Annotated in this window: 17 protein-coding genes; 12 read left to right on the top strand and 5 right to left on the bottom strand. The window is 63.0% G+C overall.

The annotated features are described in order from the left end of the window. The first annotated feature begins 3 nt into the window (after positions 1–3). The 6 genes from KUF59_RS27310 to KUF59_RS27285 are packed head-to-tail and all read left to right on the top strand — an operon-like array spanning position 4 to position 5511. The gene (locus tag KUF59_RS27310) at positions 4–996 is read left to right on the top strand and encodes a D-2-hydroxyacid dehydrogenase family protein (protein ID WP_212459190.1); all 993 of its coding nucleotides are present in this window, start codon (positions 4–6) and stop codon (positions 994–996) included. Beyond that, complete coding sequence (locus tag KUF59_RS27305; RefSeq protein ID WP_212459189.1) at positions 993–1781, top strand: SDR family oxidoreductase; 789 nt, start codon at positions 993–995, stop codon at positions 1779–1781. Before KUF59_RS27310 ends, KUF59_RS27305 begins: the two co-directional genes overlap by 4 nt. 42 nt (positions 1782–1823) lie before the next feature. After that, positions 1824–3131 carry an MFS transporter gene (locus KUF59_RS27300; RefSeq protein ID WP_212459188.1) on the top strand — a complete coding sequence of 436 codons (1308 nt, stop codon included), beginning with the start codon at positions 1824–1826 and terminating at the stop codon, positions 3129–3131. Positions 3132–3160: 29 nt separating this feature from the next. Beyond that, positions 3161–3553 carry a RidA family protein gene (locus KUF59_RS27295; RefSeq protein ID WP_212459187.1) on the top strand — a complete coding sequence of 131 codons (393 nt, stop codon included), beginning with the start codon at positions 3161–3163 and terminating at the stop codon, positions 3551–3553. A 1-nt stretch (position 3554) separates the two neighbouring features. Next, positions 3555–4595 carry an MBL fold metallo-hydrolase gene (locus KUF59_RS27290; protein WP_212459186.1) on the top strand — a complete coding sequence of 347 codons (1041 nt, stop codon included), beginning with the start codon at positions 3555–3557 and terminating at the stop codon, positions 4593–4595. A 31-nt stretch (positions 4596–4626) separates the two neighbouring features. Next, positions 4627–5511, top strand: a complete 885-nt coding sequence (locus tag KUF59_RS27285; RefSeq protein ID WP_212459185.1) for a LysR family transcriptional regulator — start codon at positions 4627–4629, stop codon at positions 5509–5511. A gap of 122 nt (positions 5512–5633) precedes the next feature. Here the strand turns inward: KUF59_RS27285 and KUF59_RS27280 are convergent, their stop codons facing one another. Genes KUF59_RS27280 through pxpB form a run of 3 tightly spaced genes read right to left on the bottom strand, consistent with a single transcriptional unit; the run spans position 5634 to position 8403 of the window. Then, entirely contained in the window at positions 5634–6563 is a 930-nt protein-coding gene (locus tag KUF59_RS27280) for a dihydrodipicolinate synthase family protein (RefSeq protein WP_212459184.1), read from the bottom strand. A gap of 17 nt (positions 6564–6580) precedes the next feature. Next, positions 6581–7645, bottom strand: a complete 1065-nt coding sequence (locus KUF59_RS27275) for a 5-oxoprolinase subunit C family protein (protein WP_212459183.1) — start codon at positions 7643–7645, stop codon at positions 6581–6583. 8 nt (positions 7646–7653) lie between these two features. Beyond that, positions 7654–8403, bottom strand: a complete 750-nt coding sequence (gene pxpB / locus KUF59_RS27270) for a 5-oxoprolinase subunit PxpB (protein ID WP_212459182.1) — start codon at positions 8401–8403, stop codon at positions 7654–7656. Positions 8404–8489: 86 nt separating this feature from the next. Here pxpB and KUF59_RS27265 point away from each other — a divergent pair, with 86 nt between their 5' ends. After that, positions 8490–9266: a LamB/YcsF family protein gene (locus KUF59_RS27265; protein WP_212459181.1), complete on the top strand. Its 777-nt coding sequence runs from the start codon at positions 8490–8492 to the stop codon at positions 9264–9266. Between the two features lie 26 nt (positions 9267–9292). Here KUF59_RS27265 and KUF59_RS27260 read toward each other — a convergent pair whose 3' ends face one another. Both KUF59_RS27260 and KUF59_RS27255 read right to left on the bottom strand, forming a co-directional pair. Continuing rightward, positions 9293–10555, bottom strand: a complete 1263-nt coding sequence (locus tag KUF59_RS27260) for a Zn-dependent hydrolase (RefSeq protein WP_212459180.1) — start codon at positions 10553–10555, stop codon at positions 9293–9295. After that, entirely contained in the window at positions 10552–11544 is a 993-nt protein-coding gene (locus tag KUF59_RS27255; protein WP_212459179.1) for a hydroxyacid dehydrogenase, read from the bottom strand. The genes KUF59_RS27260 and KUF59_RS27255 overlap by 4 nt, the downstream gene beginning before the upstream one ends. 165 nt (positions 11545–11709) lie before the next feature. Between KUF59_RS27255 and KUF59_RS27250 the strand changes: the two genes are divergently transcribed. From KUF59_RS27250 to dusA, 5 genes are all read left to right on the top strand, one after another. After that, a complete protein-coding gene (locus KUF59_RS27250) occupies positions 11710–12501 on the top strand; it encodes an amino acid ABC transporter ATP-binding protein (protein ID WP_309500867.1) in 792 nt (263 codons plus the stop codon). 34 nt (positions 12502–12535) lie between these two features. Next, the gene (locus KUF59_RS27245) at positions 12536–13207 is read left to right on the top strand and encodes an amino acid ABC transporter permease (RefSeq protein WP_212459178.1); all 672 of its coding nucleotides are present in this window, start codon (positions 12536–12538) and stop codon (positions 13205–13207) included. Between the two features lie 58 nt (positions 13208–13265). After that, complete coding sequence (locus tag KUF59_RS27240) at positions 13266–14054, top strand: transporter substrate-binding domain-containing protein (protein ID WP_212459177.1); 789 nt, start codon at positions 13266–13268, stop codon at positions 14052–14054. 222 nt (positions 14055–14276) lie between these two features. Beyond that, positions 14277–14861, top strand: coding sequence for a GntR family transcriptional regulator (locus KUF59_RS27235; RefSeq protein WP_258767238.1), 585 nt, complete (start codon positions 14277–14279; stop codon positions 14859–14861). Between the two features lie 541 nt (positions 14862–15402). Beyond that, positions 15403–16362 carry a tRNA dihydrouridine(20/20a) synthase DusA gene (dusA, locus tag KUF59_RS27230; RefSeq protein ID WP_249140403.1) on the top strand — a complete coding sequence of 320 codons (960 nt, stop codon included), beginning with the start codon at positions 15403–15405 and terminating at the stop codon, positions 16360–16362. The last annotated feature ends 3 nt before the right edge of the window (positions 16363–16365 follow it).

The raw sequence follows: 16365 nt of genomic DNA, 5'->3' as shown, positions 1-16365 counted from the left end.
CACATGCAACGGCTGCGCGTTGCCATCATCGATGACTATCAGGATGTTGTCCGGACCCTCGACTGTTTCGCGACACTACGGGGTCACGAGGTCACGATTTGGAACGACCATGTCGACGATCTCGACGCGTTGACCGAGCGTCTGGCTGACGCCGATGCGCTCGTGCTGATGCGAGAGCGCACAAAGGTGGATGCGGCGCTGCTCAGCCGCTTGCCAAAGCTCAAGCTGATCAGCCAAAACGGGCACGTGCCGCACATCGATCTGGAGGCCTGCACGCATCATGGGGTGGTCGTTTGCTCAGCCTCCGGCGGGAAGCCATCCTACTGCACCGTTGAGTTGACCTGGGGCCTCATCCTGGCTGCCATGCGCAACATCCCCTTCGAAAGCGAGGCTTTGCGGTCGGGTCGGTGGCAATCGACGATCGGGTTAGGATTGCGGGGGCGTACGCTCGGTATTTATGGCTTCGGCAAGCTCGGGGCCCTCGTGGCGGAAATCGGCGTCGCTTTCGGAATGAACCTGCTGGTATGGGGTCGGCAGGGCTCGCTCGATCGGGCGTCGGCCGCCGGCTACTACGTGGCGACGAGCAGGCAGGAACTGTTCGAGCAATCGGACGTGCTCAGCCTGCACCTGCGCCTGAACGCCGATACAACAGGATTGATCGGGCCGGATGACCTCGCGCGGATGAAGCCCACCGCGCTGATCGTGAATACCAGCCGGGCGGAGCTGATTGCGCCGGGAGCTCTTGTTGCGGCCCTAAAACAAGGTCGGCCGGGCAAGGCGGCCGTGGACGTCTTCGAGCGTGAGCCGCTCACGGATGCCGACGACCCGCTCCGTTTGCTCCCAAATGCTCTGTGCACGCCGCATCTCGGCTATGTCGAGCGTGACAATTACGAGTTCGGTTACGGCAACGCCTTCGATCAGATCGCGGCATTCGCGCGCCGTACACCAATCAACGTTCGCAACCCAGCCGTGCTCAAACAGGAAGCGTGCACATGAGGCTCGAACTGGATGGAAGAGTCGTCCTGATCACCGGCGGCAGCAAGGGTATCGGCCTCGCTTGCGCCCGTGCGTTCGGACGAGAAGGCGCGCGCGTGGCGATTGTGTCGCGCAACGAGAGCAATCTTGAGCAAGCGCGGGCCACGCTCGCCCAGGACCACCTTGCTGTCGCCTGCTTCGCTGCGGATTTGTCCAATTCATCGGATGCCAAGAAGGTGGTCGCAGAGGTTGAGGAGCAGGTTGGTCCTCTCGCCATTCTCGTCAACTCTGCCGGAGGCGCCAAACGCGTTCCCCCGGCGGAGTTGACGCCGGAGAAATGGCGGATTGCCATGGACGCGAAGTTCTTCTCCTACATGAATGTGATCGACTTCGTCTTGCCGGGAATGGTCGCGCGCGGGGCCGGCGCGATCGTCAACATCGTCGGCACCGGCGGCAAGATCGCGTCCCCGATCCACCTCCCGGGCGGAGCCGCCAACGCGGCGCTCATGCTCGCCTCTGCTGGACTTGCGGCGGCCTGGGGGCATGCCGGCGTTCGCATCAACGTAGTCAACCCCGGCGCCACTCTCACCGACCGTGTGCAGATGTCGCTCGAGGCTGAATCCCGGCTGACGGGCAAGCCGCCCGAGGAATTGCTCCAACTGAATCAGCAGCGAATTCCGCTCGGCCGTTACGCCAATCCAGAAGAGGTGGCCGACGCGGTGCTGTACCTCGCCAGCGCCCGGGCTTCGTACGTAACCGGCGCCTCATTGACGATGGACGGAGGTTTGACACCACTCGTCGTCTAAGAAGCGCGGTAAATCAATAAGATCAAATCAGGGACGGATCAGATGTTCGGTTGGTATCGGGAGTTGACTGACCGCGAGCGCAGTACGTTTTGGAGCTGTTTCGCAGGCTGGGCCGTGGACGCCATGGATGCTCAGCTCTTCAGCTTCGCGCTTCCCGTACTTATTGCCGCCTGGGGGATGAGCACGGCACAGGCCGGCTATCTCGCGACGGCCACGCTCCTCTCTGCAGCGATTGGTGGCTGGGCCTGCGGATATTTGGCTGACCGGTTCGGCCGAGTCCGGGTGATGCAATTTACGATCCTCTGGTTTTCGCTGTTCACGTTCATCGCGGGCTTCACGCAAGATTTCGATCAACTCATCTTGGTGCGCGTGCTGCAGGGATTGGGATTCGGCGGCGAATGGGCCGCAGGGGCCGTTCTGATGGGCGAGATCATCCGGCCGGCGCATCGGGGCAAGGCCGTCGGTTGTGTCCAAAGCGGTTTCGGAATCGGCTGGAGCATGGCCGCAGTTCTGGCTGGTGTCGTTCTCGCGCTCATTCCGCACGATTATGGCTGGCGCATACTGCTGATGATCGGCGTCTTGCCCGGACTTCTTGTTCTCTATTTGCGTCGCGGCCTCACAGAGCCAGACGTGTACATGAATACGCGCGCCGCTCTCGCAGCGGCCAACGAACTGCCTGGCCTCGCCGCCATATTCCGGCCCGCCATTCTTCCAACGACCGTCCTGTCGTCACTCCTAGCCTTCGGTGTGATCGGCGTTGGCGGAGCCATCGTCAACTGGCTGCCCACCTTCATGAAGACCATTCGTCAATTGTCACCAAGTGAATCCGGATACTACGTGTTCTTCGTGACGGGCGGCTCTTTCGCTGGTTTCCTGGTGAGCGCCTATCTGTCGGATCGGCTTGGCCGCCGGCGGACGTTTCAGCTGTTCCTGGTCTGCTCCTGGATCGTGACTGTCGTCTACATGTTCCTGCCGCTATCAGGTTGGACGCTGATCCTGCTCGGAGTGCCCTTCGGTTTCTTCACCATCGGCAACTATGCGGTGCTGGGGCCGTTCTTCACAGAGCTGTTCCCGACAGCGATCCGCGCAAACGGCCAAAGCTTCGCCTACAATTTCGGCAAGGCAGTCGGCGCGGCGGCGGTTTCCTGCATTGGTGTGCTCGCCCAGTGGATCACGCTGGCTGAGGCGATCGGGCTCGTCGCCCTGATCGGATATGCCATCGCCCTGGTCGCCACGCTCCTCCTCCCCGAAACAAAGGGCATCAGCCTGACGCCTGGCCTCGAGGGTGAGATCAGGCCCGACACGCGCAAAGATCTGGCGGTCGCTCAACCAGGTCCCGCAACCCCGTGACCGATATCGCGACAATGAGGAGTTCTGCCATGTCTGGCCGCAAGAGCATTACAGTTCCGGAGATAGCGCACAAACTTCCGGTGCCAAACGCTTGTCGTATTGCCAACATCGTCGTCTCGGGTGCGATCCAACCAACGGACCCCGCCACACGTGCCATCCCCGATGACCTGGCCGCTCAATGCGCGAACATGTTCAAGAACCTGAAAGCGGTGATCGAAGCGGCTGGCGGAACGACCGAGGACATTATCAAAGTGAATGTATTCATACGGGATCGAAATAACCGCGAACCGCTGAACGTGGAGTGGCTGCGCATGTTTCCCGATCCCGAGTCCCGCCCAGCCCGACACGCTCAGCCACTTCAGGTGGAGGGACCTGCCTTGGTGCTCTGTGACTTCATGGCCGTCATCGAGGAGCGCCAATAGCATGATGCTCGACCGTTTGTTTGATAGTGCGAAACGCTCCGGCCGGCAGAAGCTGGCAAACAACAGCGCCGTCGATCTGAGCCGCCGTTCGTTCCTGGCCGCCGGCTGCCTTTGCCTGGGGTGCGGGCTGCCGACGGCATCGTTTGCCGATGCGCCTATGGCCAAAGGCCAAGCACCTGCGTTCTATCGATTGATGCTCGGGGATTTCGAAGTGGTGGTTCTGTCCGACGGCACCAACATGCTCCCGGCTACGAAGTTGCTGCGGGGCGACCCTGCTCGGCTTGAGGAAGCACTGAGACGCAACTACCTTGGCGCCCTCGTCGAGACGTCGCATAATTCGTTTCTGGTGAACACCGGCAGTAAGCTGGTGTTGATCGACGCAGGCGCCGGCTCACTCTTGGGACCCAATAGCGGCCATCTCCTAAGCAATCTTCGCGCCGCGGGCCATAGACCGGAGCAGATCGACGAGATCTATCTCACGCATCTGCATGCTGATCACATCGGCGGACTCGTGGCTGAGGGGCAACGCGCCTTTCCCAACGCGACTATACATGTCAGCAAGCGGGATACCGATTTCTGGCTCAGCGAGGCAAACATGCGCGCCGCCCCCGCTGAAGCGAAGCGGTTCTTTCAGGCTGCCTTGGTTTCGATCACCCCGTACATGGAGGCTGGCAAGCTCGTCGTTTTCGATGGAAATGCCGAGCTGATTTCTGGCGTGCGCGCGCAAACAGCCTATGGGCACACGCCCGGACACACCATGTACGTGGTCGAGAGCCGGGGGGAAAAGCTGGTTCTGTGGGGTGATGTCGTGCATGTCGCCGCCGTGCAATTCGCGGACCCATCCGTCACAATCGGTTACGATGTGGATGCAGTTGAGGCCGAACACGTCCACGAGCTCGCCTTCGCAGATGCCGCGGAGAACGGCTATCTGGTCGGTGGCGCGCACATATCGTTTCCTGGGCTGGGCCACGTCCGTCGCAACGGCGAGAAAGCGTACACGTATGTGCCCTTGAATTACTCGCAGGGTAAATTGGGCGGCTAAGAAGCGTCTATGAAAGCGAACCTTGTAGGCGATGGATTGGGAACGTGTCCGTATATTCCTTGAAGTTGCGCGCGCCGGGCAGATCTCGAAGGCCTCGAAACGTCTGCGGCTAAATCACACGACTGTCGCTCGCCAGCTAACTTCACTGGAGAACAGCCTCAACGCCAAGCTGCTCGAGCGAGGTGTGTCGGGTTGCACGCTGACGGCCGCGGGCGAGGTCTTGCTTGCAGCTGCGGAACGCGCGGAGAGCGAGTTTCTCAAGGTTGGCTCGAATATCGGAGACGTCGAGGCGATCACCGGCACCGTGCGTGTCGGAGCACCGGACGGGCTTGGCAACTATTTCCTGGCCGATCGTCTCGGAGTGCTTGCATCGAGATATCCCGGACTCATCATTCAGCTCGTACCGCTACCGCGCACCTTCTCCTTGCCGCGCCGCGAAGCGGACATAGCGATCACCCTCGATCGGCCGAAGCAGGGCCGTTTGATCATGTCAAAACTGACCAACTACACGCTCAGCGTCTACGCGGCAGACAGCTACCTCGCGCGCGAAGGGCCGATCGGCAGCAGCGCCGATTTGGCGGGGCGCCTTTTCGTCACGCATGTCGAGGATTTCGTTTACAGCCAGGCATTGGACTATGCGTCGGCTCTTGGGCGCCTCATGTCGCGCCGCTACGAGTGCGGAAGCGTGGTCGCTCAGATTGAAGCCGTCCGCTCCGGCCACGGCATCGGAATATTGCACGACTATGCGGCACAGCGCTATCCACAGCTCAAGCGTCTTCTTCCAGACGTGAGATTCATTCGAAGTTATTGGCTTACCTCGCACCCCGACACGCACGAGGCGCGAAGGGTCCAAGAGGTCTATCGCTTCATCGCCGCGTCGGCGAAAGCAGCTAGGCTCTCTTTCGAGTTGAACTGACGCCGATAGCGGTTCGCGAACACTACGAGCCAGGGAGTTATACCAATTGTGCAGAACTCGTATTACTCACGTATCGAGGGCGACCGGATACCTTGCGCCGGCATTGGCTGTTGGCGTTTCCATCAGCCGAGTTCTTTGAGGCGGCGGGTCTGACGCGCAATCAGCCGCTCGATATCGGCAATGTCGGCGGCCGACAGCACTGCGCTTGGCTTGCGCAGGGTTGCGGATGCAATGACACCACGCCTGGCCAGAACATGTTTGCGAATGGCAAGACCAGGGCCGGGCTGTTGCTCGTAACGAGCCAGCGGCAGATAGGCATCGAACAGGTCGTGGGCGCGATCGATGTTGCCAGCCGTATGGGCGCGCCAGACGTCTACCATCATCTCCGGATAGGCGAAGCCGGTCATGGCACCGTCGGCGCCGCGGCTGAGCTCCTCTGGCAGGAAGACGCCACCGTTGCCGACCAGGATCGAGATCCGCCGGGTTTTTCCGGCATCACTGGCCGCACGCAGCGCGGACAGTTTTGCAAGGCCCGGCCAATCCTCATGCTTGAGCATCACGAGATTGCTGAGCCGCTCGACGATGGTCAGGATCACCTTGGGCGTGAACTGCACTTGAGTGGTCAGCGGGAAATCTTGGAGCACGAGCGGCGCGCCGGCGATCGCCTCGCCGACCATGTCATAATAGCCGACGATCTGATCGTCGGTGCGCAGCGAGGAGGGCGGCGCCACCATGACACCTGCGGCGCCATCGTCCATCACCGCGTGGGTGAGCTCGGCCATCGCGGCCAGACCGGGCCCCGATACACCAACGACGATCGGCACGCGACCGGCGGTGCGCTTGAGGACGTGGCGAACCAGTCGCCGGGACTCGTCCGCTGTGAGCTTGGGCGCTTCGCCCATCATGCCGAGTAAAGTGAGCCCGGTTGCGCCCTTCTCCAGATAGAAGTCGACCATGCGGTCGGTGCTGTCGAGGTCGAGCGCTCCTGTCTCGGTGAACGGGGTTACCGCGATCACGTAGACGCCGTTCGCGGTTTCGTTGAGCAAAGCCATGGATTGTTTCCTTGTCTTCAGGTGGCTGGTGGGCCGCAGGTCGCGGCATCGGCTTGAATCCATTCGAGAGCAGAGATCACGCCGCTGATGAGATTGCTGGCCAGGAGATGCTCACTTGTGAGACCGCCGCCGTGAACCTCGATCAATGCATCGCCGATGCGATCGATCTGTTGTCGCACCGCACGTGCGAGCTTGACGGCGTCGTCTTCCTCGATTGCTTGAAAACGGAGGTGCTCGCCAGGGCGAAGCTGAGCCAGGCGGGGAAGATCTGCTGAGATGACGGTGGCAATTTTCGGATAGCCGCCGGTCGTCTGGCGATCGGCGAGCAGGATGATCGGCTGGCCGTTGCCGGGAATCTGGATGCTGCCGAACACCGTGCCGTCGGACACAATACCGACAGCGCCGGCATGCTGAATCCGGGGCCCTTCGAGCCGGCAGCCCATGCGATCGGACAGCGCCGTGACGGCGTACTCGGAACCGAAGAAGGTGGCGAGGCCTTCTGCGCCAAAAGCGTCATCCTGCGGTCCGAGCAGGACGCGAACGGGTCCCTGCGCACGGCGGCGATGTGCAGGGGACACCATCAGGTGCGGACTCGCCGGCAGGCGAGGGACCGCGAGCGGCAACCTGTCGCTCTTGCGTAACGGACCGCCGTTGAGGCCGCCAAGCTGGCTGCGCGAATGGGTGGAGAGGCTGCCGAGCATCGGTGCGATCGCAAAGCCGCCGGAGACGGCAAGAACGGACCGCGCGCCGTCCCGCGCCGTCCCGATCGCGAGACGCTGACCCGCCATCAGATCGTGCGACTCGTGGGAGGTCACCGGCCGGCCGTCGATGCTGATCGAGAAATCCGCGCCGGCGAGCGCGACGCGGATGTCGGCCCCGACGGAGGTGAGCACCGGTCCCGCCAGCGTGATTTCGAGCGCGGCGGTATCGGTAGCGTTGCCGACCAGCGCATTCGCCGTGGCAAGCGCAATCGGATCCATCACGCCGGACGCCGAGATGCCGAAGCGTTGCAGGCCGCGGCGGCCGAGATCCTGGATGGTCGTCGCAAGGCCGGGCTCGATGATTTCAAGATGGGCAGACATTGCGCTGCTCAAACCTCGACTTCTTCCTTCTCAGCGATGATCTCGCCGGCGTCCGCGGCGCGCTCGAGCGCGGCAAATTCCGCAACACCGATAGGGCGGAAGCGAATGAGATCGCCGGCGCAGAACAGGAAGGCTTCGTGCGTGCGACGGGGATCATAGGAGCGCACCGGTGTGCGTCCCAGCATGTGCCACCCGCTGGGAGCGGCGAGCGGAGGCGCGATCGCCGCCTGCTGGCCTCCGACGGAGACGCTGCAAGGCGGTGTCACCAGCCTGGGCTCCGGGCGTCGATCGACATGAAGCCGCGGGTCGAGCCCGCCGAGATAGGCAAATCCCGGCATGAAGCCGATCATGTAGACGCGATACTCGGCCGCGCTGTGCCGCGCCACGATGTCGTCGGTCGTCGTGTCGAGACGCTCTGCGAGCCAGTCGAGATCCATCCCGTTGTCGCCGCCATAGGCGACAGGAACGGTCCAGCGCCGGTGAATCTGTCCTTTTGGCTTAACCGGCGGCCACAGCGACATCACCTCGGCCTCGACGGTGCGCCGTGACAGCACGGTCGGATCGAAGCAGACCAGCAGCGTGCGGTAGGTCGGCACGATTTCCACGATGCCGGGCAGTGCACGCCCGGTCAGGGCGCGGTCGAGATCGACGACACGCGCATTGACGTCCGCGTCGATGCCGTCTCCGACCTCGATCGTCAGCGCCGCGTCGCCGGACCGGCAGAAACGCGGTAGGGCGTAGAGTGAGTCAGATGTCATGCTGGTGGATCGCTCGTCATGAGATTTCTTCGTGACCTCTGCGGCACGCCATGTCTATAACGGACACGGGCGAAACGAGGACAACGATGACTCTGATCGATATGAACTGCGACATGGGCGAAGGTTTTGGTGTCTACACGCTCGGCGATGACGCAGAGATGCTGCGAACCGTCACCTCTGCGAACATCGCCTGCGGCTTCCATGCCGGTGATCCCCTGGTCATGCATCGCACCTTGACGGATGCGAAGGCCAACGGCGTGCAGGCCGGTGCGCATCCCGGCTTCCTCGATCTCTGGGGTTTTGGCCGCAGGCCGATCCAAGGCGAGCGTCCCGCCGACATCGAGAAGATCGTGCTCTATCAGGTGGGCGCGCTTATGGCGCTTGCATCCGATGCCGGTCACGCCATTCGCCACGTCAAGACGCACGGCGCGCTCGGCAACATCGCCGCCGAGGACCGCGATCTCGCCGAAGCGGTGGCGCGGGCAATCCGCACCATCGATCGCAACCTGATCTTCGTGGTCATGCCCGGTCAGGAGACCGAGCGAGCCGGCGAGAGATTCGGCCTGCCGCTGGTGCGCGAGATCTATGCCGATCGCGCCTATGCCGACAACGGCAATCTGGTGTCGCGTCGTCTTGCGGGCGCCGTGATTCATGATGCGGAGGTCGCCTCTGAACGGGTCATTCGCATGGTTGAGGATCGCGCCATCACCTGTCTGTCGGGAACGCGGCTGCCGACCCGGATCGACAGCGTCTGCGTCCACGGCGATACGCCGGGCGCGGTCGCGATGGCGCAGCGCCTGCGCGAGCGGCTCGCTGCCGCCGGCATCACCCTTGCCCCGATGTCGCAGGTCATCGCCGCCTGATTTCGAGCGCAGTCGATCATGGTTGCTCATTCCAGTATCAGATGGGTGAGGACGGTGGCCACGGCGTGAAAATCCTCGATCCGCATCGCTTCATGCGGATTGTGGCTGCCATTCTGGTTGCGCACGAACAGCATGATGCTGGGAATGCTGGCATTGGCGAACACCGCCGCATCGTGGCCCGCACCGCTCGGCATCGACAGATGCGGGATGCCAAGGCGATCGGCGATGCTGCCGAGCTGCCGCAACAACTCTGCGCTCATTACGGCCGGCTGGCTCCCGGTTCGCTCGCCGAGCGCGAAGCGGACGCCGCGTCTGGTCTCGATCTCGGCGACGAAGGCCATTAGCCGCGCGTGGATGTCATCCAGGAGATCGCGATCAGCGCTGCGCACGTCGAGGCAGAAATTGAGTTCGCCCGGGATCTTGCTGAAGCCGTGCTGGCTCGCGTCGGTGAAGACCTCGCCGAACGTGATGGTCGCGGCTCGGCCGGCGCCGTCGAGCTCGCTCCAGAGCCGGTCGAGTGACTGGATCAGATCCGAGACGGCGAACACTGCGTCTTGACGATGCCGGCGCGGCACCGCGCCGGAATGCCCGTAGCTGCCGAGGCAACGTGCCTTGCGATAGCGAAAACTGCCGCTGATGCCGGTGACGAGGCCCAGTGGAATCTTCTCGGCTTCGAGCGCCGGTCCCTGTTCGATATGCGTTTCGACGAACCCGTGGACGCGCTCGGGGGCGAGCAGCCGCTCGCCCTTGGCGACGCCTTCAGGCGACAATCCGAGCTCGCGCATGTGGTCGCGCAGCGGGCGGCCGGTATCGGAGCGAGGCAGGTCGAGTAACTCGGGGGGCAGCAGGCCGAGCAGGGTGCGGCTGCCGATATAAGAGGCAGGAAACCAGTTGCTCTCCTCGGCGCGCGTGGCGACGACAATGACCGGGCGTCGCGGCAGCCGGCCCGCACGCTTCAGTCCTGCAACCGCGGCAAGCCCGGCGATGACGCCGGCGGCCCCGTCAAAGTTGCCGCCATGCGGCACGGAGTCGAGATGCGAGCCGACGACCCAGGCCGGAAGACCGGGCTCCGTTCCCGGCAGAGTGAGCAAAAGATTGCCGGCAGCGTCGACGGCGCGAATGAAACCGAGCTCGGCGGCCTCCTCGCTGATGAGATCATGCGCGCGCTGCTCGCCGGCGCCATAGGCATCGCGGGTCACACCGGGCTCGTCGCGACTCTGTTCCGCCAATTGATCGAAGAGGCGAATCGCAAGCTCGCGGTCCGCGCTGAGCCGTGGGTGAATGGTCATGTGCGTGCTCCGCGGCGTTGCGGCCAGACCGCCGGGTTGACGAGGAAACGGGGCCGTTCGCCGGCGAGCAGCGCCAGGACGCCGCGGGCAACGTCCTCCGCGGTGCGGGCAAGGCTCGCTTCGGTCGAGCCGGCGATGTGCGGCGTCAGCAGCAGCCGCGGGTGGTGCAGCAGAGGGTGATCCGCCGGCATGTGTTCGCTTGCGAAGACATCGAGACCGGCACCGGCAAGAGGACTGTTGTCGAGCGCATCGATGAGCGCCATCTCGTCCACGACACCGCCACGGCCGGTGTTCACCAGAAAGGAGCCCGGCCGCATCGCCGCAAGTTCCGCCGCGCCGATCAGCTCCTTGGTGGATGCGGTCAGCGGCAAATGCAGCGAGACGATATCGGAGCGCGAAAGCAGTTCATGAAGATCCGCCACGGGCTCGACGCCGATCTCCGCATAGATCTCCAGCGCGGTCTCCAGCGAATGGGCAATCACCTTCAGCCCGAGCGCCTTCGCGAGCACCGCGGTCTGGCGGCCGATGCTGCCGAAGCCGACAATGCCGAGCGTCAGCCCCTCGAGCTCCACGAGCCGGGTGCGATATTTGAAGCCGAAATCGCCGGCGCGCGTGGCGCGGTCAGCTGCAGCCAGTGACTTGGCCAGCGCGAAGATCAGTGCAATCGCATGTTCGGCGACCGCGCGCACATTGCTGTGCGGTGCATTGACGACGGCGATGCCGCGTGCGGTTGCGAGCGGAACGTCGATCGCGTCGACGCCGACGCCATGGGAGCCGATCACCCGGAGCGCCGGCGCGACCTCGATCGCAGCGGCCGGAAAGCCGGCGCTGCGCGTCACGACGGCGACGCAGTCGCTAGCCTCCCGGACGAGCGTTTGTGCATCCGCCTGCTTGAGATGGCGCAGCATGAGCCCGCCTCGCGCGAGAAGATCCAGCCCGGCCTGATGGATCGGCTGAACGATCAGGCAGGTTCGCGAAGTCTCAACCATGCTCATTTCCTGTGCATTCGGAGCCCAAAAAATGCCACTTGCACTCCAATGGTATACCACTAACATCTAAGTGGATTTTTTCAAGCGTTGAAAATTCGGCTTCGCAAAAAGCGGTGCGGCGCCGGCGAGATGGAGACAGAAGGTGGCATTCGTCGGGAGATCTTCGTGACTGCGACGCCAGCCGATGCGCCGATCCTGAGACTGAAGGACATCCGCAAGCGCTTCGATGCGAACGAGGTGCTGAAGGGCGTATCGCTCGACGTTGCCGCCGGCGAAGTGATCTCCATCATCGGCGCCAGCGGCTCTGGCAAGAGCACGTTCTTGCGCTGCGTCAACCTGATGGAGATCCCGGACGAAGGCTTCATGGATTTCGGCCGTTTCTCCTTCGACTACATCGAGGGGGCGCGGCGCCAGCCGACGCCGCTCCAGCTCCGCGAGCTGCGCGCGCAGATCGGGATGGTGTTCCAGAGCTACAATCTGTGGCCACACATGACGGTGCTCGAAAACGTCATCGAGGCACCGGTGCGGGTCAAGAAGGTGCCGCGCAAGGAAGCGGTCGAACAGGCGGAGGCGCTGCTTCAGCGCATCGGTTTGTACGAGAAGCGCGGCGCCTATCCCTCAAAACTGTCCGGCGGACAGCAGCAGCGCGTGGCGATCGTGCGGGCGCTCGCCATGAAGCCGGAGGTTATGCTGTTTGACGAGGTGACCTCCGCGCTCGATCCCGAACTCGTCGGCGAGGTGCTGGAGCTGATGGGGTCGCTCGCCGCCGACGGCATGACCATGCTGCTCGTCACCCATGAGATTGCGTTTGCACGCGACGTGTCCTCGCGCGTCGTCTTCTTCGATCAGGGCGTCATTGCCGAGGCGGGTGCGCCTGGCGACGTCCTTGCCGATCCCAGGAGCGATCGATTGCGCCAGTTCCTCAGGCGTGTGCTGCATCAGGGCGTGGCCGGATGAATTTTGCTGCATTGTTTCATTGGATCTGACGACGATGAACCTGACGAACATCAACGAGTGGATCGTCGACTTCGCGGCCTATCTGCCGGGCTTCGCGAAGGCCGCAGGGATCGTTCTCGTCCTGACGCTGCTGATCATCGGGGTGAGCTGGATCTGCGGTCTGATCGCCGCGCTCGGCAAGCAGTCGCGACTGAAGTTCGTCCGTTCCGCCGCGTCCTTCTATGTCTGGTTCATCCGCGGCACGCCGACGCTGGTCCAGGTGTTCATCGTCTATTTCGGCTTTCCGCAGCTGGGCCTGAAACTGTCGCCGTTCGTCGCCGGCACGCTCGCGCTCGGCATTTCCAGCGGCGCCTATGTCGCCGAGACCATCCGCGCCGGCCTCACCGCGATCCCCAAGGGCCAGATGGAATCGGCGCTGGCACTCGGCATGAGCCGCGCCGGCGCGATGCAGCGCATCATCCTGCCGCAGGTGTTCCGCATCATTCTTCCCTCGCTCACCAACGAGGCGATCGCGGCGCTGAAGAACACCTCGCTGTTGTCGACCATCACGGTGGTCGAGCTGACGCTCTATTCGCAGCTCCTGATCGCGAGCACCTTCCGGCCCTTCGACTTCTACATCGCCAGCGCGTTCATCTACCTCGTCATGACATCTCTGCTCTCCAGGCTCGCGCACTGGCTCGAGCGGCGCTACGCGCTGCGTTACTGACCTCTTGAGGACGAAACGATTCACGGACCTGCAAACCACAACCCCGAAAGGACCTGTAATGATTTCGCGACGGCAATTCTCCCTCCTGGCAGTCGGCATCGGCCTGACGCTCGCAGCTCCCGCATCCGCCGCCGATTTCGAGCTGATTCAGCCAGGCAAGCTGCTGGTGGCGACGCAGGGCACGTTCGCTCCTTTTTCAATGCGCGGGCCGGATGGCGAGCTCGATGGTCTCGAGATCCGCGTCGTCAAGGAGATCGCGCGTCGTCTCAAGCTTGAATACACGCCCGTCATCACCCAGTTCGATGCCGCTCTCGTCGGCCTTCTCTCCGGCCAATACGACATGACCAGTGTCTCGATGGACATTACGGCGGCGCGCCAGAAGCAGGTGACCTTCGCCGATGGCTGGCTCGCATCAGGAGCGATGATCCTCACCCGCAAGACGACCGGCATCCGCACCGGCGACGACCTGAAGGGCAAGAATGTCGGCGCCGTGGCGGCCTCGACCTTCGGCAAGATTGCTGAGCAGAGCGGCGCGACGCTCAAGAGCTACAAGGCCGAGGTCGATGCCGTGCAGGATCTCGTCAACGACAATCTCGACGCCGTCGTCACCGATGCGGTCGCCGCCAACTACGCGATCAAGGCCAGGAAGTTGCCGCTGGTCACGGGCGAGGGCACACTGAGCCAGGTTCAGAAGGGATTCGCCATCCAGAAGGGCAAGCCGAATCTCACGAAGGCTATCAATGGCGCCTTGGCGGATATGATTGCAGACGGAACCTACGCCAGGCTGACGACGGATTTGATCGGTTTCGACCCTCACCCCAAGGAGCCGATCCGCAGCGAACTCTGAGTCCGTTGCCGCGAACGTCGAATCAATTTCGCCCGGCTGCCCCGGTGGTTTCGGAGGCAGCCGGGCGGCGCAGTGAAGGAATGTGATGACATGACGCGCAGGCCGACTACAGCGAGGAAGCCGTCCAGCCGACATCAGCCCTCGTCCGACGTGTCCGTTCTGCTCGCGCCGTCCGAGAAGAGCCTGAGCCAGCTCGCCTATGAGCGAATCCTGGACCTATTGGTGAAGCGCGAGCTACCGGCCGGCACGGTGATGCAAGAACGGCGGCTTGCCGAGTTTCTCGACATCTCGCGCACGCCGATCCGCGAGGCGCTCTATCGCCTGGAAACCGAGGGGCTGGTGGCGCGTGCGCCCGGCAACAGCCTGATCGTCAAGGAATTCTCTCTCCAGGAGTTCATCGAGATCCTGCAGGTCCGCCGGGTGCTCGAGGCAGAGGCGGCGGTGCTGTCGATCGGTCGCATTGCGTCGCCGGAGCTCGATGATGTGGAGGCGCAGATCCTGCGCCTGCGCGAACGCGGCGATCCGAATACGCCGGAGAATCGTGAAGTCGACAGGCGATTCCACGCGCTGCTCGCCGAAAACAGCGGCAATGCAGTTCTCGCCGGCTTGATCCGCGATCTGCGCCTGAAGACCCAGATGTTCAATCTCAGCCGACTGCCGGAGCGCTTCATTCCCGTCCATAACGAGCACCTGGCTATCATCGCCGCGTTGCGAGCCAAAGATCCTGCGGCAATTCGTGCTGGCGTCGACACCCACATTGAAAATATCAAGCTCAGCATCATGCGCAAGCTTGGCGCGATTGGCTGATGGCCACCCGCGCTCGACCAGATAGGGCGACGCATTGCCATGAGCCGCGGCTCCCGGTGGGCCATGGAGATGGAGCCAGGCGATTTAATCTAGACAGCGCGGTGATACGAAACCAGCGCGTCGATATGCTGGGTTTAAGATGTAGGGGCCCCGCAACCACGGGCTACGATCTCTTACGCCAATCGACGATCCGCTGCGATTTTGTACTCCTGACGGTAGCGGTCGGAGCCCATTGGCCTGGATTGTGGATTTTGTCGAGCAGCCCAATTGAACCTTTATTCAATGTGAGCCGGCTGCTCACCATCTGTTGACGTGTTGGATGAACTGTGCTGTGGGCGGGATGAAGCTTCTTCCAGTTGCAGCATTTGTGATCGGTATGCTCTCTCTTGCTGGCTGCGATCTTCAAACGATTGCGCGAAAGCGCGATCTTGAGGATTATGTTACGAAGCGCTAGGAGGTGCGAGTAACACGTTCAAATCGAAAGCGGTCTCGCATAGGTAAACCATTGAGATTGCATAATTATCGTTTTTCCGTGGCGCCCATGATGGACTGGACCGACCGGCAGTGCCGCGTCTTCCATCGTCATCTCACGCGTCGCGCGCTGCTCTACACGGAGATGCTGACCACCGGCGCCGTCATTCATGGCGACCGGGCGCGGCTGCTCGGGTTCGATCCGAGCGAGCATCCGGTGGCGCTGCAGCTCGGCGGTTCCGATCCGCGCGACCTTGCGGAAGCCGCGAAGATCGGCGAAGGGTTTGGCTACGACGAGATCAATCTCAACGTCGGTTGCCCGTCGGACCGCGTGAAGGACGGCCGCTTCGGCGCCTGCCTGATGGCCGAGCCGGAGCTCGTTGCATCTTGCGTCGACGCGATGAAACGCGCAGTGCGTGTTCCCGTTACCGTGAAATGCCGCATCGGCATCGACGACCAGGATCCGGAGGTCGCACTCGATGCGCTGGCGCGCGGCGTGGTGGCGGCGGGCAGCGATGCTCTCATCGTTCACGCGCGCAAGGCCTGGCTCAATGGGCTGTCGCCGAAGGAGAACCGCGACATCCCGCCGCTCGACTACGATCGCGTCTACCGCCTCAAGCGCGCGATGCCGCAGGTGCCCATCATCATCAATGGCGGCATTTTGAGCATCGATGAAGCGAAGGCGCATCTCGCGCATGTCGACGGCGTGATGCTCGGCCGCGCCGCCTATCAGGAGCCGTGGCGGCTGCTCGCGGTCGATCCCGAGATCTTTGGCAAAGCCGCGCCGCACGCGACGATGCAGGACGCGTTCGAGGCGATGATGCCCTATATTGAGGCGCAGCTCGCGCAGGGAACGCGGCTACATGCCGTCACGCGGCACTTCGTCGGCGCGTTCCATGCTGTGCCGGGCGCGCGCGCGTTCCGCCGTCATCTGGCGGAGAATGGCGTCAAGCCGGGATCGGGCATCGACGTGTTGCGCGATGCGATCGCGTGCGTCACCCAGCGCGTGCCGGCCGAGGCCGCGGCATAAATC

The organism is Bradyrhizobium arachidis (assembly GCF_024758505.1).
Classification (GTDB): domain Bacteria; phylum Pseudomonadota; class Alphaproteobacteria; order Rhizobiales; family Xanthobacteraceae; genus Bradyrhizobium; species Bradyrhizobium manausense_C.
The sequence above is the reverse complement of the archived record's forward strand: the minus strand, read 5'-3'. Positions and strand labels throughout refer to the sequence as shown.

Excerpts from the sequence above, each read along its gene's own strand:
- KUF59_RS27310 (WP_212459190.1), top strand. The coding sequence starts at position 4 with ATGCAACGGCTGCGCGTTGCCATCATCGATGACTATCAGGATGTTGTC.
- KUF59_RS27305 (WP_212459189.1), top strand. The coding sequence starts at position 993 with ATGAGGCTCGAACTGGATGGAAGAGTCGTCCTGATCACCGGCGGCAGC.
- KUF59_RS27300 (WP_212459188.1), top strand. The coding sequence starts at position 1,824 with ATGTTCGGTTGGTATCGGGAGTTGACTGACCGCGAGCGCAGTACGTTT.
- KUF59_RS27295 (WP_212459187.1), top strand. The coding sequence starts at position 3,161 with ATGTCTGGCCGCAAGAGCATTACAGTTCCGGAGATAGCGCACAAACTT.
- KUF59_RS27290 (WP_212459186.1), top strand. The coding sequence starts at position 3,555 with ATGATGCTCGACCGTTTGTTTGATAGTGCGAAACGCTCCGGCCGGCAG.
- KUF59_RS27285 (WP_212459185.1), top strand. The coding sequence starts at position 4,627 with ATGGATTGGGAACGTGTCCGTATATTCCTTGAAGTTGCGCGCGCCGGG.
- KUF59_RS27280 (WP_212459184.1), bottom strand. The coding sequence starts at position 6,563 with ATGGCTTTGCTCAACGAAACCGCGAACGGCGTCTACGTGATCGCGGTA.
- KUF59_RS27275 (WP_212459183.1), bottom strand. The coding sequence starts at position 7,645 with ATGTCTGCCCATCTTGAAATCATCGAGCCCGGCCTTGCGACGACCATC.
- pxpB (WP_212459182.1), bottom strand. The coding sequence starts at position 8,403 with ATGACATCTGACTCACTCTACGCCCTACCGCGTTTCTGCCGGTCCGGC.
- KUF59_RS27265 (WP_212459181.1), top strand. The coding sequence starts at position 8,490 with ATGACTCTGATCGATATGAACTGCGACATGGGCGAAGGTTTTGGTGTC.
- KUF59_RS27260 (WP_212459180.1), bottom strand. The coding sequence starts at position 10,555 with ATGACCATTCACCCACGGCTCAGCGCGGACCGCGAGCTTGCGATTCGC.
- KUF59_RS27255 (WP_212459179.1), bottom strand. The coding sequence starts at position 11,544 with ATGGTTGAGACTTCGCGAACCTGCCTGATCGTTCAGCCGATCCATCAG.
- KUF59_RS27245 (WP_212459178.1), top strand. The coding sequence starts at position 12,536 with ATGAACCTGACGAACATCAACGAGTGGATCGTCGACTTCGCGGCCTAT.
- KUF59_RS27240 (WP_212459177.1), top strand. The coding sequence starts at position 13,266 with ATGATTTCGCGACGGCAATTCTCCCTCCTGGCAGTCGGCATCGGCCTG.
- dusA (WP_249140403.1), top strand. The coding sequence starts at position 15,403 with ATGATGGACTGGACCGACCGGCAGTGCCGCGTCTTCCATCGTCATCTC.